Raw genomic sequence first — 17,778 nt, forward strand, 5'->3', positions numbered from 1 at the left:
CACCCCGAAGAACTCCGCATCGAACCCGCCCACACCCGACAGGAACCCACCCTGCCGGGTGTACGTCGGTGTGTCCGTGCCGGTGCCGGTGCCGTTCAGGTCGTCGAATGCGGTGAGGTTGTCCCAGCCGCGGTCCGTGGGGAAGGCGCCGATGGCGTCCTCGCCCTGGAGGAGGAGTTCCCAGAACTGTTCGGGGGTCTCGACGCCGCCCGGGAAGCGGCAGCCCATGCCGATGATCGCGAGGGGATCGTCGGCGAGCGCAGCGGACTCGGAGAGGCTGCCTGCGATGACGTTCGACTGTGTGAACGCACCTGTGGTCGGTACGAGTTCGGTGAGGAGGAGTTCGGTGACCGCTTCGAGCGTGGGGTGGTCGAAGACCAGGGTCGCGGGCAGGCGTACGCCTGTCGCCTGGCTGAGGGAGTTTCGCAGTTCCAGCGCGGTCAGGGAATCGATGCCCAGCTGGGTGAACGGCGTGTCGGGGCGGATCCGGGTGTCGGAGGCGTGCCCGAGCACACCGGCCAGGGTGGTCCGTACGAGGGTGTTCACCGCCTCCCGACGGCCGGACTCGGGCAGAGCGAGGAGACCGCGCGGGGAGGCGGCGGGACGTGCCGCGGCCTCGCGCAGAGTGCGGCGGCCCGTGAGGGAGCGCAGCAGCGGGGGCAGCCGGTCGGCGGCCCGGCGCAGTGCGGCGCGGTCCAGGCGGAGCGGGAGCGGGGGGCCGTCGGTGTGCGTCAGGGCACGGTCGAAGAGTGCGAGGGCGACGTCGGTGGGCAGCGCGCCGATGCCGTTGCGGGTGGCCCGGCCCTGCGTAGCGTCCGCAAGGCCGCTGGTCATGGTGCTGTCGGCCGCCCACAGGCCCCAGGCTATGGACACCGCCGGGCGCCCGTCCGCGCGCAGTCGGGTGGCGAAGGCGTCGAGGAAGGCGTTCGCGGCGACGTAGTTGCCCTGTCCGGGGCCCGCGAAGGTGGCGGCGGCCGAGGAGTACAGCACGAAGGCCGACAGATCGAGGTGCCGGGTGAGTTCGTGGAGGTGGACCGCAGCGTCGATCTTGGGTCGCAGCACCGAGGCGAGTCGCTCGGGGGTGAGGGAGGTCACGACGCCGTCGTCCAGCGTGCCGGCGGCATGGACCACGGCGCCGAGCGGGTGCTCGGGTGAGATGTCGCGGAGGACGTCGGCGAGAGCGTCCCGGTCGGCCACGTCGCAGCTCACGACGGTGGCGCGGGCACCGAGGGCGGCGAGTTCGTCGACCAGTTCGGCCGCGCCCGGTGTCTGCGCGCCGCGCCGGGTGACGAGCAGCAGGTGGCGTACGCCGTGCCGGGTCACCAGGTGACGGACGGTGGCGGAGCCCACGGTGCCGGTGCCGCCGGTGACGAGTACGGTCCGGTCCTCGGAGAAGACGGGGAAGAGGGGGGAGTCGGGAAGGTCGGGTGCGGTGGGTCCTTGTCCGGAGTCCGTGACCAGGACGAGCCTCGGTGCGAGCAACAGCCCTTCGCGCAGGGCGAGTTCGTCGCTCTCACATCGTGCCGCGGCGCTCAGCTGGTCCTCGGTGGGGGGCGTGTCGCTGTCGAGGAGAAGGATCCGTCCAGGATTCTCCGACGCGGCCGACTTCAGCAGTCCGCGCACGGTTGCGGCGGGCAGGTCGGTGACGCTCTCGCCAGGGCGCGCGGCGACCGCACCGCGCGTGAGCAGCAGCAGACGTGACTGGTCGGCACGCGCGTCGGTGAGCCACTGCTGAACGAGGGAGAGCGCTCGCTGGGCCGCGGCGTGCGCGTCGGGTACGAGTCCGGCGTCGCTGCCGGTGTGACCCGTGGGCCAGGGTACGACGACCAGGTCGGCATGCGGGGTGTCCGAGGTTGTTTCCGAGGTGGCGGACAGGGCGGCGTGGAGTTCGTCCGGGCTCCACTGGACCCGGGTTCCGACCGGCTCCCGCTCGCTGCCGGCCTCGGCAGCGGTCCAGGTGACGGTGTAGAGGTCGCTGCCGCGGCCCTGGACGGAGCCGGGCAGCCGGTCCATGTCGAAGGGCAGCACGGTGACCGTCGAAGCGGTCAGCACGGGGGCGCCGGTGACGTCGAGCAGGCGCAGTTCGCTTTCCGTCGTCGAGCGCGGAACGATGTGCACGCGCACGCGCGCGGCGGAACGCGCGTGCAGGGTGAGCCCGGACCAGCTCACGAGACGCGGCACGGGCCGGCCGGCTGCCGTGAGCATGAGCAGGGCGCAGTCAAGAAGGGCGGGGTGCACGGCGAACCTGGCGGCCTCGGCCTGCGCCGTCTCCGGCAGGGCGGCCTCGGCGAAGACCTCGTCTCCCAGACGCCAGGCGGCTTGCAGCACCTGTGAGCCGGGGAGGTCGAGGTCGGCGTACACCTCGTCCGGCTCGACCGGCACGGCCCCCTGCGGAGGCCAGGCCAGGGCGGCGGCGTCGGCCTCGGCGTGAGGTTCCGTACCGGCCGGATCCTCGGTGCCGCCGACCAGCGTGCCGTGGGCGTGGCGGGTCCAGGGCTGGGCGTCGCCGGACGGGCCGGCGTCCGCGTCGTACGGCCGTGCGTACAGGGCGAAGGTCCAGCGCCGCTCCCCCGGTTCGGCCTCGGTGACCGTCTGGACCTCGATCTCCCCGGTCGTGGGGAGCGGCAGCGGCGCGTCGACGCGCAGTTCGGCGAGGTGATGGGCGCCGAGGGTGCGTCCGGCGTGGAGGGCCAGGTCGGTGAGGACGGAGGCGGCCACGAGGGAGCCGCCGCCGGTGGCGAGGTCGCCGAGCCAGGGCTGGGTGCGCGGGGCGAGACGCCCGGTGGCCACCACGGTGGTGGAGTCCGCGAGGCCGATTCCGTCCGAGAGCAGCGGGTGCTCTCCTCGGCGTCCGGCGCGGTCCGCGACGGGATCGAGCCAGTAGCGCTGCCGCTGGAAGGGGTACGTGGGCAGCTGCGCCTGCCCGTACGTGTCGGGCAGGAGTACGTTCCAGTCGACGTGTTTGCCGGACGCGTGCAGCGCGGCCAGCGCCGCCACCGTCGTCCGGGGCTCGTCCCGGTCCTTGCGGAGCGTCGGAACGAACAGAGAGTCTTCGGCTCCGTCTCCGAGAGCGGTGCGTGCGAGGGTGGTGAGGGTGCCGTCAGGGCCGATCTCCAGGAAACGCGTCACACCCTCGGCGACGAGCGCGGCCACGCCGTCGGCGAAACGGACCGCCTCACGGACATGCCGCACCCAGTACTCCGCCGACGCCAACTCCCCGTCCGCGGCGAGCTGTCCGGTGACGTTCGAGACAAGGGGGATCGACGGTGCGGCGTAGCTGACACCTTCCGCGACGCGGCGGAAGGCGTCCAGCATCGGCTCCATCAACGGTGAGTGGAACGCGTGCGACACCCGCAGACGCGACGTACGCCGCCCCCGCGCCTTCAACTCCCCCGCGACCTCGACGACCGCCAACTCCACACCCGCGACCACCACCGCGCGGGGACCGTTGACCGCGGCGATCGACACCTCACCCGCACGGCCTTCGACCAGCGGGGCCACTTCCTCCTCGGCGGCCTCCACCGCCACCATCACACCACCGGCCGGCAACTCCTGCATCAACCGCCCACGCGCCACCACCAGAGCGCAGGCATCCCCCAGCGACAACACACCCGCCACATGCGCCGCAGCGACCTCACCGATCGAATGCCCGATCAGGACATCAGGACGCACCCCGAACGACTCCACCAGACGGAACAACCCCACCTCGACCGCGAACAACGCAGGCTGCGCCCACTCCGTACGACCCAGCCGCCCCGCATCCCCACCGAAGACGACATCACGCAACTCCGCACCCACATGAGCGCACACCGCGTCGAAAGCCTCCGCGAACACCGGGAAGGCCTCGTACAACTCACGCCCCATCCCCAACCGCTGCGCACCCTGACCCGAGAACAGGAACGCCGTCCTGCCGCCGCGTCGGGCGGTCGCGGTGATGACGTCGGGCGATGTGCCGTTGTCGGCAAGGGTGTTGAGGCCGGCGGTGAGGGTGTCGCGGTCGGTGCCGAGGACGACGGCGCGGTGTTCGAACAGGGAGCGGCCGAGGGTCAGGGTGCGGGCGACGGCGTGGTCGTCGGTGTCCGGGTGTGTCGCGAGGTGGTCGAGCAGGATGGTGGCCTGGGCCCTCAGGGCGTCGGCGGTGCGGGCGGAGAGGGTCCAGGGGATGACCGGCGGCGGTGTGGGTTCGGCGGCCGGGGCGGTGTCCTCCGGTTCCGTCGCGTCGGCGGACTCGGCCTCGGTCGGCGGGGTCTCTTCCAGGATGACGTGGGCGTTGGTGCCGGAGACGCCGAACGCGGAGACGCCGGCGCGGCGGGGCCGGTCGGTGGGCGGCCAGGCGACCGGCTCGGTGAGGAGGCGTACGTTGCCCTCGGTCCAGTCGACCCTGGTCGTGGGGGCGTCGACGTGCAGGGTGCGGGGCAGCCGGGCGTGGCGCAGGGCCATGACCATCTTGATGATTCCGCCGACGCCCGCGGCGGCCTGGGTGTGGCCGATGTTGGACTTGAGGGAGCCGAGCCAGAGGGGGCGGTCCGCGGCGCGGTCCTGGCCGTAGGTCGCCAGGAGTGCCTGGGCCTCGATGGGGTCGCCGAGGGTGGTGCCGGTGCCGTGCGCCTCGACGGCGTCGACGTCGGCCGGGGTGAGTCCGGCGGAGGCCAGTGCCTGGCGGATGACGCGCTGCTGGGAGGGGCCGTTGGGGGCGGTGAGGCCGCTGCTCGCGCCGTCCTGGTTGACGGCGGAGCCGCGGACGACCGCGAGAACCGGGTGGCCGTTGCGGCGTGCGTCGGAGAGGCGTTCGAGGAGCAGGACGCCCGCGCCCTCGCCCCAGCCGGTGCCGTCGGTGGTGTCGGCGAAGGACTTGCAGCGGCCGTCGGGCGCGAGTCCGCGCTGTCGGCTGAACTCCAGGAAGGTGACCGGGGTCGACATGAAGGCGACGCCGCCCGCGAGGGCGAGGTCGCACTCGCCCTGTCGCAGGGACTGCACCGCGAGGTGCAGGGCGACGAGGGAGGACGAACAGGCGGTGTCCACCGTGACGGCCGGGCCCTCGAAGCCGAAGGTGTAGGAGACGCGGCCCGAGGCGATGCTCGCGGCGCTGCCGTTGCCGAGGTGGCCCTCGACGCCGGGGGGAGGCTCGGGGAACCGGGTGGCGTAGTCGTTGTACATGACTCCGGCGAACACGCCGGTGGCGCTGCCGCGCAGGTCGGCCGGGCGCAGGCCGGCGCGCTCCAGGGACTCCCAGACGGTTTCGAGGAGGAGGCGCTGCTGCGGGTCGGTGGCGAGGGCCTCGCGCGGTGACATGCCGAAGAAGGCGGGGTCGAAGTCGGCGGCGTCGTGGAGGAAGCCGCCTTCCCGGGTGTAGCAGGTGCCGGCGTGGGCGGGGTCGGGGTCGTAGAGGGCGTCGAGGTCCCAGCCTCGGTCGTCCGGGAAGGCGGAGATGCCGTCGGTGCCCGTGTCGACGAGGTGCCACAGGTCCTCGGGGGTGGTGACCCCGCCGGGGTAGCGGCAGCTCATGGACACGACGGCGATCGGTTCCGTGGCCCTGCCCTCGACCTGGCGCAGCCGGGCGCGGGTGCGCTGGAGGTCGGTGGAGACACGGGTCAGGAATTCGCGCAGCCTGTCCTCGCTCACGGAATCGGTCTCCCTTCGGCGGCGGGCGCGCTGGCTCGCCGTGGGGCGTGGGGCATCGGGTTGGCCCCGGCACCATGGGGTGCCGGGGCCGGGTGAGGGTTGGGCGGGTCGCCCGGCGGCCTCGCGGGGACCGGCCGCGGCGCTCCCGGTGCCGGGCCGGTCCCCTGGGCCGATTATGGGAAGCGCGCCGCCTCTTTCGGGCTGTGGGCGGGGGGCTCTAAGAGAACTTCTAGCGTTGCCGGGGCGGCCGGGGGTCCTGCTGTCACCGGGGTCCGCGGCGGGCGCCGTCGCTCACAGGTGCAGGATCGTGTCCAGTGCGCCGCCGGCGGCGCGGGGCAGCAGGCCGAGTTCGGCCGAGCGGTCGAGGAGCGTGCGTACGGCGTTCAGGCCCTCGGTGCCGAGTTCGGCGGTGAACTCGTTGACGTACAAGCCGATGTGCTGGTCGACGACGTCCGGCTCCATCTCCTGGGCGTGCTGGAGGACGTAGGCGCGGGAGGCGTCGGGGTCGCTCCAGGCGGCGCGTACGGAGGCGCGTACGGCGTGGGTGAGGCTGCGCAACAGGGGGTCGCCCAGGGAGCGGCGGGCGACGATGGCGCCGAGCGGGATGGGCAGTGCGGTCTGCTTCTCCCACTCCTCGCCCATGTCGGCCGCGCAGTGCAGACCGTAGCGCCCGTAGGTGAACCGGGCTTCGTGGATGACGAGTCCGGCGTCGACGGCGCCGTCCCGGACCGCGGGCATGATCTCGTGGAAGGGCAGGACGACGACCTCGCCGACGCCGCCCGGTATGGCGTCGGCCGCCCACAGCCGGAACAGCAGGTAGGCCGTGGACGTGGTGCTGGGGACCGCGACACGGGCGCCGGCGAGGGCGGCCGGTTCGGTGGGCTCGGCGACCAGGACGAGGGGGCCGCAGCCGCGGCCGAGCGCGCCGCCGCAGGGCAGCAGCGCGTAGTCGTCCAGGATGTGCGGCAGGACGCCGTAGGAGACCTTCAGGACGTCCGACTCGCCGTTCTGGGCGAGGCCGTTGGTGACGTCGATGTCGGCCAGGGTGAGCTGTACGTCGGGGGCGTCGGGGAGCAGTCCCTCGGTCCAGGCGTGGAAGACGAACGTGTCGTTGGGGCAGGGCGAGTGCGCGAGGGTCAGCGGTGCCGTCATGGCGGATCCTTCCTTCGTGTCCGTGGTGGGGTGGCGGCGCCCTCGGCGGAGCCGTCGCCGGCACGAGGGCCCTGCCCACCGTCGGGAGGGGCAGGGCCCTGGGTGCGGGACGGGGTGCCGGTCAGGCGTCTCGGCCGGTCAGCCAGGCGTCGGTGGCCTCGGCGGTGGAGCGGGCGTGGTCCTCCATCATCGTGAAGTGGTTGCCGGGGACGTCGAGGACGGTGTGGGCCCGGCGCCAGGAGGTCTGCCACTCCTCGGGCCGCATCTCCTCACCGGGTTGCGCGGGTACGGGGGGTTCGCTGGAGCGCACCAGCAGCACGGGGCACTCCAGGGGGCCCGGCTCCCACTCCCCGATCATCGCGACGTACCAGCTCATCGCGGTGAGCCGGTCGGAGTCCATGTGCGCGAACAGGGACTCCCGTTCGAACATGCCGGCCAGCATCTGCTGGGAGAAGCGCAGGAAGGGGGAGTCGGCGCGCGGCATGTAGGTGTCGAGCAGGACGACGGCGGCCGGTGCGGCGCCGCGCTCCTGCATCCGCCGGGCGGCGGAGAGGGCGAGGACACCGCCGGAGGACGAACCGAGCAGGACCGGCGGGGTGTCGCCCACGGTGCGGTGCACGGCGTCGGCGTGCAGGTCGGCGATGGCGTCGTGGGTGGCCGGCAGCCGCTCTCCGGTGCCGAAGCCCTGGGTGGGGAGCGCCCAGACGTCGCGCCGGCCGCGGAAGGCGGAGGCGAACCGGGCGTACTGGTGGACTCCGGCGAGGGCGACGTAGGAGCTGAAGCAGACCAGTGGTGCGCCGGTGTCACCGGTGGAGAGCCGGATCGCCCCGGGCAGGGCGGGCAGTTCGTCCGGTGCGGTGAAGGTGGGGCGCAGCTGTGCCGCCGCCTGGAGCAGGGTGAAGCCGTCGTCGACGCGGTCGTCGAGGCAGGCCTGCTTGAACAGTCCGCCGAGGGTGTCCTCGGCACGGATGTCGGGCGTGCCCGCGGCCGGGCCCGGCCGGCCGGGGTCGTGGGTGGCGTGCTCGCCGAGCCTGCCGTGCAGATGGGCGGCGAGGGCTTCGGGTGAGGCGTGGTCGAACAGCAGGGTCGGCGCCAGTTTCAGGCCGGTGGCGGTGGCGAGGTGGTTGCGGAGTTCGACCACGGTGAGGGAGTCGAAGCCCTGCTCGGTGAAGAGCCGGTCGGGCTCCACCTCGTCCGCGCTCGTGTGTCCGAGCACGGTGGCGGCGAGGTCGCGCACCAGGCCGAGCAGCAGGGCGCGGCCCTCCTCGGGGGTGCGTCCGGCCAGGAGCGACGGGGCGGCCGCCGGGGACGGGCCGGCCACGGTCCGGCGCCGCGCCGTCGCCGCGGCCGGCCGCAGCATCGACCGGACCCCGGCGCGGCCCGAGCCGGTGGCGACGGCGATCACCGCGGGATCGGTGGTGGTGAGGGCGTCGTCGAGGAGGGCCAGGGCGTCCTCGGTGGCCAGGGGGCGCAGGCCGCCGCGGGCCAGTCGGCCGCGGTCCGCCTGGGACAGGCGTGCGGTCATGCCGCTGGAGTCGCCCCACAGCCCCCAGGCGACGGAGGCCGCGGGCAGGCCGAGTGAGCGCCTGAGGGCGGCCAGGCCGTCGAGGAAGGCGTTCGCCGCCGCGTAGTTGGCCTGGCCGGGAGCGCCGAAGGTGCCCGCCGCCGAGGAGAACAGCACGAACGCGGCCGGGTGGTGGGCCGTCGTGGCGTGGTGCAGGTGCCAGGCTCCGTCCGCCTTCGGGCGCAGCACCGTGTCGAAGCGGGTGCCGTCGAGCGCGGTGAGAACGGCGTCGTCGATGACACCGGCCGCGTGGATCACGCCGGTCAGCGGCGCGTCGGCGGGCAGGAGGCGGAGCAGCCGCTCCACGTCGGCGCGTTCGGCGACGTCACAGGCCTCCAGTCGCACGCGGGCGCCGAGTTCGGTCAGTTCGGCGGCGAGGGCGTCCGCGCCGTCGGCGGCGGGGCCGCGCCGCCCGGCGAGCAGCAGGGAGCGCACGCCGTGCCGGGTGACGAGGTGGCGGGCGACCGCCCGGCCGAGGGTGCCGGTGGCGCCGGTGACGAGCACCGTTCCGGCGGCGAGGTCCGGCGTGGCGCCGGTGGCGGCGGGTGCGGCGTCGGGGTGCAGGACCCGTGCGGCGCGGACCGCGCTGTGCGGGCGCCCGGAGGCGATCGCGGCGGCCGACGCCGCCGCGTCGTCGCCCTCGGCGTCGCCGGACAGGTCCACCAGCTGGAAGCGGCCGGGGTGTTCGGCCTGTGCGGCCCGTACCAGGCCCCACAGGGCGGCTCCGGTCACGTCCGGCAGGACCACGTCCGGGGTGCCGGTGTCCGGGCGGGCGGTCACCGCGGAGCGGGTGACGAACACCAGCCGGGCGTCGGCGTACCGCTCGTCGGCGAGCCAGCCGCACATCAGCTCGTGGGCGCGGGACAGGTGGCCGCGGACCGCCTCGGGCATGTTGTGGCCGTCGGGGTGGCGCGGCCCGGCGGCCACGATGACCACCTCGGGCATGGTCATACCGGTGTCGACGGCCTTGCCGAGGGCTTCGAGGTCGGCGTAGGTCTCCAGGTGTACGCCGGCCGCGTCGAGGGCGGCGGCCACCCGGTCGTCGCCCTCGCCGAGGACGATCCAGCGGACCGTGCGCGCGGCGGGCGGCTCGGGGGCCGTACGGCTCTCCTGCCAGTCCAGGCGCAACAGTTCGGGCCGGTCCGGCTCGGCGGCCGGGGCGGCGGACACCGCGCGCAGGGTGATCGCGTCGGCGGTGGCGACGGCCCGTCCGCTCGTGTCGGTGACCAGGACCCGGTAGCCGTGGTCATGGCCGGCCGGGGTCAGCCGCACGCGGAGCGCGGTCGCGCCGGTGGCGTGCACGGTCAGTCCGGTCCAGGCGAACGGCAGCATGGGCGCCGCGGTCTCGTCGTCGTCCCGCCTGCCGGGCCGGGCCACCAGGAGTGTCTGGACGGCCGCGTCGAGCAGCGCCGGGTGCAGCACGTGCCGTGCGGCGTCCTGCCGGTACGGCTCCGGCAGCGCGACCTCGGCGTACGTCTCGTCGCCGCGCTCCCAGACGGTGCCGAGGCCCTGGAAGCTCGGCCCGTACGTGAAGCCGGCGGCGGCGAAGGCCGCGTAGGGGTTCCCGTCGGAGACGACGGAGGCGTTCGGCGGGGGCCACGCGGTGAGGTCGTCGGCCGGTGCGGACGAGGGCTGCGGGGCGAGGGTGCCCTGGGCGTGGTGCTGCCAGTCCCCGTCGCTCGCCTCGGGCCGCGACCACACGGCGAAGGTACGCCGTCCCTGGTCGTCGGCGGCGTCGACGGTGACGTGGAGGTCCACTGCGCCCTCGGCGGGCACGACGAGCGGGCGGAGCAGGGTGAGTTCGCTCAGGTGGCCGCAGCCGGTGCGGTCGCCCACGTGCACGGCGAGGTCGAGATAGCCCGTGGCGGGCAGGATGACCTGGTCGAGGACGGTGTGGTCGGCGAGCCAGGGGTGGCCGTGCAGGGACAGCCGTCCGGTGAACAGGAGGTCGTCCGAGCCCGCGCGGGCGACCTCGGCCGCGAGGAACGGGTGCTCCGCCGCGCGCAGTCCGGCGGCGCCGATGTCGCCGGCCGGTGCCGCGGTCGGCAGCCAGAACCGCTGCCGCTGGAAGGCGTAGGTGGGCAGGTGCGTGGTGCGGGCGCCGGGCAGGAGCGCCGCCCAGTCGAGGTCGGTGCCGTGTGCGAACAGTGTGCCGACGGCCCGGAGCAGGCACTCGGTCTCGGGCTTGTCGCGAAGGACGGCTGCCACGAGCACCGGCTCGTCCGCCGCGGCGGACTCCGTCTCGGCCAGGGCCGACTCGGCGAGCGTGGTGAGCGGGCCGTCCGGGCCGACCTCCAGGAAGCGGCGGGCGCCGAGGCCGTACAGCCGGATCACGCAGTCGTGGAAGCGGACCGGTTCGCGCACGTGCCGTACCCAGTGCTCGGGGTCGGTGAGCCGGCCGGTGTCCGCCGTCCGGCCGGTCAGGGCGGAGACGACGGGCAGGTTCGGCTCGGCGTAGGAGATACCGGCGGCGACGGCCCGGAAGTCGTCGAGCACCAGGTCCATCAGCGGGGAGTGGAAGGCGTGGCTGACCCGCAGCCGGGTGGTGCGCCGGCCGGCCGCCGAGAAGTGCTCGCAGATGCGGTCGACGGCCTCCTGCGTGCCGGAGACGACGGTCGCGGCGGGCCCGTTGAGGGCGGCGATGCCGACTTCGTGCTCGTGTCCGGCGAGGAGCGGCAGCACCTCCTCCTCGCCGGCCCGGATCGACGCCATCGCACCGCCGGACGGGAGCGCCTGCATGAGCCGGCCGCGGGCGGCGATCAGGGCGCAGGCGTCGTCGAGGGAGAACACGCCGGCGACGTGGGCGGCGGCGATCTCGCCGACGGAGTGGCCGGCGACGGCGTCCGGTCGTACGCCCCACGACTCCAGCAGTCGGTACAGGGCGACTTCGAAGGCGAACAGCGCGGGCTGCGCGTGCTCGGTGCGGTTCAGCAGCTCGGCGTCGTCGCCCAGGACCGCGTCGCGCAGTCCGGGAACGCGCTCGCACACGGCGTCGAAGGCGTGCGCGAACACCGGGTACGCGGCGCGCAGTTCGCGGCCCATGCCCAGGCGCTGGGCGCCCTGTCCGGTGAACAGGAACGCCGTGCGGCCGGTGCCGCGGACGGTGCCGGTGACCGTGCCGGGCAGGGGCACGCCCTGGGCCAGCGCCGCCAGTCGGGCGGTGAGCCCGTCGCGGTCGGCGCCGACGAGGACGGCACGATGGGGGAACGCTGTACGCGTGGTCGCCAGTGCCAACGCGGTGTCCGCGAGGGCGACTTCGGGGTGCTCGGTGACGTGGTCGAGCAGGCGGGCGGCCTGGGCGCGCAGGGCGTCCCGGCTGCGCGCGGTGACGACCCAGGGGACGTACGACGTGTCCTCGTCCGCGTCCGGGACGACAGGGGTGTCGTCGACGGCGGGTTCGTCGGTGACGGACTGCAGGATCACATGCGCGTTGGTCCCGCTGATACCGAACGAGGACACACCCGCACGCCGCGGCCGCTCCCCCGTCCTTGGCCACGCACGCGCCTGCGTCAGCAACTCCACCGCACCCGCCGACCAGTCCACATGCGACGACGGCTCATCCACATGCAACGTCGCCGGCAACACACCATGACGCATCGCCAGCACCATCTTCATCACACCCGCCACACCCGCACCCGCCTGCGTGTGACCCACGTTCGACTTCACCGACCCCAACCACAACGGCCGATCCCCCTCACGCTCCCGCCCGTACGTGGCCAGCAGCGCCTGCGCCTCGATCGGATCACCCAACCTGGTGCCCGTACCATGCGCCTCCACCACATCCACACCGGAAGCGGCCACACCGGCGTCCGCCAACGCGGCCCGGATCACCCGCTGCTGCGCCGGACCGTTCGGCGCACTCAACCCGTTCGACGCACCGTCCTGGTTCACCGCGGAACCAGCCACCACCGCCAGCACCGGATGCCCCAGACGACGCGCGTCCGACAACCGCTCCACCAGCAGCAGACCACCACCCTCCGAGAACCCTGTACCATCCGCCGCATCCGCGAACGCCTTGCACCGGCCATCAGCCGCCAACCCCTGCTGCCGACTGAAGTCCACGAACAGACCGGGCGTGGACATCACGGTGACGCCGCCGGCCAGGGCCAGGTCGCACTCCCCGGTGCGCAGCGCCTGTGCCGCGAGGTGGAGGGCGACGAGGGAGGACGAGCAGGCGGTGTCGACGGTGACCGCCGGGCCCTCCAGGCCGAAGGTGTACGACACGCGGCCCGACAGGACGGCGGCGGAGTTGCCCGTGCCCAGGTGGGCGCCGACCTCGTCGCCCGGTGCGAGCGGACGGGAGGTGTAGTCCTGGTAGTTGGTGCCGGCGAACACGCCGGTGCGGCTGCCGCGCAGCGAGCGCGGGGCGATCCCCGCCCGCTCGAACGTCTCCCAGGCCATCTCCAGCAGGAGCCGCTGCTGCGGGTCCATGGCCAGTGCCTCGCGGGGCGAGATGGCGAAGACGCCGGGGTCGAAGTCGGCGAAGCCGTCGAGGAAGCCACCGGTGAGCGTGGAGGTACGGCCCGCCGTGCCGGGTTCGGGATCGTAGAGTCCGGCCAGGTCCCAGTCCCGGTCCGCCGGGAAGGGGCCCATCGCGTCGGTGCCGTCGGCCAGGAGCCGCCAGAACCGCTCCGGGGTGTCCGCCCCGCCGGGGAAGCGGCAGGCCATGCCGACGATCACGACCGGGTCCTCGGCGGTGTCCCGGCGACTGACGGCGACGGCACCGGCGGAGGCGGCGGGGCCCGCCGGGGCCAGCTGCTCGCCGAGGTGCTCGGCCAGGGCCGCGGGCGTGGGGTAGTCGTAGACGAGGGTGGCGGGCAGTCGCATGCCGGTCGCCTCGCCGAGGGTGTTGCGCAGTTCGACGGCGGTGAGGGAGTCGAAGCCGAGTTCCCTGAAGGCCCGGGTGGGTTCGACGTCGTCGGGGCTGGGGTGGTTGAGGACGTAGGCGATGTGTCCGCGGACGAGTTCGAGCAGCGCGTGGCGCCGTTCGGCGTCTCCGAGGGCGGCGATCGTGGCCATCAGGCCGTTCTCGTCGCCGCCGGAGGCGCTCGGGGCGGCCGGGCGGCGGGCGCGCAGCCGTGCCAGGTCCGGGAGTTCGGCGTAGAGGCGGCGTGGCCGGCCCTTGTCGAGTTCGGCGCCGAAGACCTCCCAGTCGATGTCGGTGACGACGAGTGCGGTGTCGTCCTGGTCGAGGGCGTCCTGGAGGGCGGTGACGGCGACGGCGGGGTCCATGAGGCGGACGCCGTGGCGCTGCAGGCGTTCGCCGACGGTGCCGGCGGCCATGCCTCCGTCGGCCCAGCCGCTCCAGGCGATCGCCGTGGCGGGCAGGCCGCGGGAGCGGCGGTCCTCGGCGAGGGCGTCGAGGTAGGCGTTGCCGGGGGCGTAGTTGCCGTGTCCGGGGCTGCCGAAGACGCCCGAGGAGGAGGAGAACAGCACGAACGCGGAGAGGTCCAGGTCGCGGGTGGCGGCGTCGAGGTTGAGGGCGCCGCCCACCTTGACCCGCAGGACCTCGGCGAGGCGTTCGGGCGTGAGCGAGCCGATGACTCCGTCGTCGAGGACCGCGGCGGTGTGGAAGACGGCGGTGAGGGGGCGTTCCTCGGGGATGGTGGCCAGGAGTCCGGCGAGGTCCGCGGGGTCGGCGATGTCGCGGGCGACGAGTTCGGCGTGGGTGCCGGCGTCGTTCAGTTCGGCGAGCAGTTCGGCGGCGCCTTCCGCGTCGGGGCCGGAGCGGCTGACGAGGAGGAGGTGGGGGGCTCCCGCGCGGGCGAGCCAGCGGGCCACGTGGCGGCCGAGGGCGCCGGTGCCGCCGGTGACGAGGACGGTGCCGTGCGGCCGCCACCGGCGGCGGCCGGGCAGTCCGCCGATGGCGGCACGCTCCAGCCGGCGGCCGAGGACGCCGGTGGCGCGTACGGCGACCTGGTCCTCGTGGTCGGTTCGGGCGAGGACGGCGACGACGCGGTCGGCGGTGCGGGCGTCGAGCTGGTCGGGCAGGTCGATCAGGCCGCCCCAGCAGTCGGCCTGTTCCAGGGCGACGACCCGGCCGAAGCCCCAGACGAGTGCCTGGGCCGGTGCGGTCGGGGCGGCGTCGGAGCGGGTGGCGACGGCGCCGCGGGTGAGGAACCACACGGGCAGCCGGTTGCCCAGGTCGTCCAGTGCCTGTACGAGGGCGACGGTGGTGGCGAACCCGCTGTGCAGCTGGGGGTGCCGTGGGTGCGGTCGGTCGTCCAGGGCGAGCAGGGACAGCACGCCGCGGGCCCCGTCGGTCGCGTCGGCCAGCGCGGCGGCGAGGCCGGTGCGGTCGAGGTGGCCGTCGACGGTCACGGGCACGCAGTCGGCGCCCGCGCGGGTCAGGGCGGCCCGGACCGCGGTGGCCTCGGGTCCGTTCGCGTGGCCGCGGGGTACGACGAGGGTCCAGCGGCCGGTGAGGGCGGGGGCCGTCGTGTCCTGCAACGGGTGCCAGGTGACGCGGTAGCGCCAGCGGTCGGCGGTGGCGCGGTCGGTGCCGCGCCGCCGGTAGCCGGCGAGGGCGGGGGCCAGTGTGGCCGCGGTCTGTGTGTCGAGGCCGAGCGCTGCGGCGAGCGTGGCGTGGTCGCCGGACTCGACGGCCTGCCAGAACGGGCCGTCCGCGCCGTCGGTGGTCCGCGCGGTCGCGGCGGTGGTGAACGCGGGCCAGTAGCGGCGGCGTTGGAAGGCGTAGACGGGCAGGTCGACGCGGTGTGCGGGCTCGTCGTGGACGGCGTTCCAGTCCACGCGGCCGCCGCGGACGGCGAGGCCGGCCACGGACTGCAGGAAGCGTTCGGTGCCGCCCTCGGAGCGGCGCAGGGTGCCGAGCACGGCGCCGTCGGTGATGCCGAGGTCGTCGAGGATGTCGCCGACGGCCGTGGTGACCACGGGGTGCGGGGCCATCTCGACGAAGACGCGCTGTCCGGCGTCGGCGAGGGCGCGCACCGTGCTCTCGAACCGGACGGTGCGGCGGATGTTGTCGTACCAGTAGGCGGCGTCGAGCGTGGTGGTGTCCTCGATGCGTGCCCCGGTGACGGTGGAGTGGAAGGGGATCTCGGCGGGGCGCGGACGCACCGGGGCGAATCCGGCGAGCAGGGCGTCGCGGACCTCCTCGACCTGGGCGCAGTGGGAGGCGTAGTCCACGGGGACGCGGCGTGCGCGGATGCCGTCGTCGGTCAGGCGGGCCAGCAGTGCGGCGAGCGGCCCGGCGTCGCCGGAGACGGTGACGGAGCGCGGGCCGGTGACGGAACCGACGGAGATCCGGCCGTCGTAGGGGGCGATGAGCCGCTCGACCTCGGCGAGTGGCAGGGGTACGGCGACCATGCCGCCGCGGCCGGTGATGGCGGTCAGCTCGCGGGAGCGGGTGACGACGACGCGGGCCGCGTCCTGGAGGGTGAGGACGCCGGCGATGTGGGCGGCGGCGATCTCGCCCTGGCTCTGTCCGGCGACCGCGGCGGGGCGGACCCCGCACGCCATCCACAGCCGGGCGAGGGCGACGCAGACGACGAAGAGGGTGGGCTGGACGACGTCGAGCCGTTCCAGGGGCGGGGCGCCGGGGGCGCCGCGCAGGACGTCGAGGACGCGGTAGTCGGTGAACTCCTCGACGGCGGCGGCGGCTTCGTCGAAGCAGGCGCGGAACCTGGTGTCCGTGTCCAGGAGTTCGGTGGCCATACCCTCCCACTGGGGGCCCTGGCCGGGGAAGAGGAAGACGGGGTCGCCCTCGGTGTCGGCGACGCCGCGCACCACGGCGGGGTCGGGGGTGGCGTCGGCCAGGGCGGTCAGGCCGCGCAGGAGTACGTCGTGGTCGGCGGCGACGACGACGGCGCGGTGTTCGAGGGCGGACCGGGTGCCAGCGAGGGACCAGGCGAGGTCGGCGGGGTGCGGCCCGCCGTCCGGGGCGGAGCGCAGGTGGGCGGCGAGCCGGCGGGCCTGGTCGCGCAGGGCGGCCGCGGTGCGGCCGGAGACGGCGAAGGCACGCGGGCGCGATGCCTCGCGCCCCGGCGCGGGGGTGCCGTCCGGCTCGGCGGGCGGGGCCTGTTCGAGGATGACGTGGGCGTTGGTGCCGCTGACGCCGAAGGAGGAGACGCCCGCGCGGCGCGGCCGGTCGCCGACGGCCGGCCAGGTGCGGGCCTCGGTGAGCAGTTCGATGTTTCCGGCGGACCAGTCGACGTGCCGGCTGGGCCGGTCGACGTGGAGCGTGGCGGGCAGCCGGCCGGCGCGCAGCGCGAGGACCGTCTTGATGATGCCGGCGACGCCGGCGGCGGCCTGGGTGTGGCCGATGTTCGACTTCACCGAGCCGAGCAGCAGCGGCCGGTCCGCGGGCCGGTCCTGCCCGTAGGTGGCGAGCAGGGCCTGGGCCTCGATGGGGTCGCCGAGGGTGGTGCCGGTGCCGTGCGCCTCGACGGCGTCGACGTCGGCGGGGGCGAGCCGCGCGCTGTTCAGCGCCTGCCAGATGACGCGTTCCTGGGAGGGCCCGTTGGGGGCGGTGAGGCCGTTGGACGCGCCGTCCTGGTTGACGGCCGAGCCGCGCAGGACGGCGAGGACGGGGTGGCCTTTGCGGCTCGCGTCGGAGAGCCGTTCGACGACGAGGATTCCGGCGCCCTCGCCCCAGGCGGTGCCGTCGGCGGCGTCGGCGAACGCGCGGCAGCGGCCGTCCGGCGACAGGCCGCGCTGGCGGCTGAACTCCAGGAAGATCGTGGGCGTCGACATGATCGTGACGCCGCCGGCGAGCGCGAGGTCGCACTCCCCCGCGCGCAGGGCCTGCGCCGCCAGGTGGAGGGTGACCAGGGAGGAGGAGCAGGCGGTGTCGACGGAGACGGCGGGGCCCTCGAGGCCGAGGGTGTAGGAGATCCGGCCGGACAGCACGCTGGAGGCGTTGCCCACCCCGTCGTCGCCCGCGTTGTCGGACAGGCTGAGCAGGGTGGTGTAGTCCTGCAGGTTGGTGCCGCAGAACACGCCGGTGCGGCTGCCGCGCAGGGCGAGCGGGTCGAGCCCCGCGCGCTCCAGGGCCTCCCAGCAGATCTCCAGCAGAACGCGCTGCTGCGGATCGGTGCCGACGGCTTCGCGCGGCGAGATGCCGAAGAACCCGGCGTCGAAGTCGCCGACGCGGTCGACGAATCCGCCGGTGCGGGTGTAGCTGCGGCCGGGCGTGCCCGGGGTCGGGTCGTACAGCGCGTCGATGTCCCAGCCGCGGTCGCGCGGCCAGTCGGTCATGGCGTCGGTGCCGTCGTCCAGCAGCCGCCACAGGTCGTCGGGGTCGTTGACACCGCCGGGGAAGCGGCAGCCCATCGCGACGATCGCCAGGGGTTCGTACTGCTGTGCCTCGGCCGCGGCCAGGCGCTGCCGCGTCTGGTGGAGGTCGGCCGTGACCTTCTTCAGGTAGCCGAGGAGCTTGTCCTCATCGGTCATGTTGTTCTCACCCGTTCTCAGGTCCCGTG

General features: G+C 74.5%; 2 protein-coding genes and 1 pseudogene. All 3 read right to left on the reverse strand.

Features of this window, described 5'->3' with window-relative positions; all coding sequences use genetic code 11:
* A pseudogene (locus tag BIV23_RS00490) lies at positions 1-5,616 on the reverse strand (type I polyketide synthase); the annotation flags it as partial.
* Between the two features lie 297 nt (positions 5,617-5,913).
* Positions 5,914-6,774: a 1,4-dihydroxy-6-naphtoate synthase gene (locus BIV23_RS00495; RefSeq protein WP_071378672.1), complete on the reverse strand. Its 861-nt coding sequence runs from the start codon at positions 6,772-6,774 to the stop codon at positions 5,914-5,916.
* Positions 6,775-6,895: 121 nt separating this feature from the next.
* A complete protein-coding gene (locus BIV23_RS00500) occupies positions 6,896-17,749 on the reverse strand; it encodes a type I polyketide synthase (RefSeq protein WP_071378673.1) in 10,854 nt (3,617 codons plus the stop codon).
* Positions 17,750-17,778: the final 29 nt, after the last annotated feature.

The sequence above is a fragment of the Streptomyces monashensis genome, from assembly GCF_001866665.1.
Lineage (GTDB): Bacteria > Actinomycetota > Actinomycetes > Streptomycetales > Streptomycetaceae > Streptomyces > Streptomyces monashensis.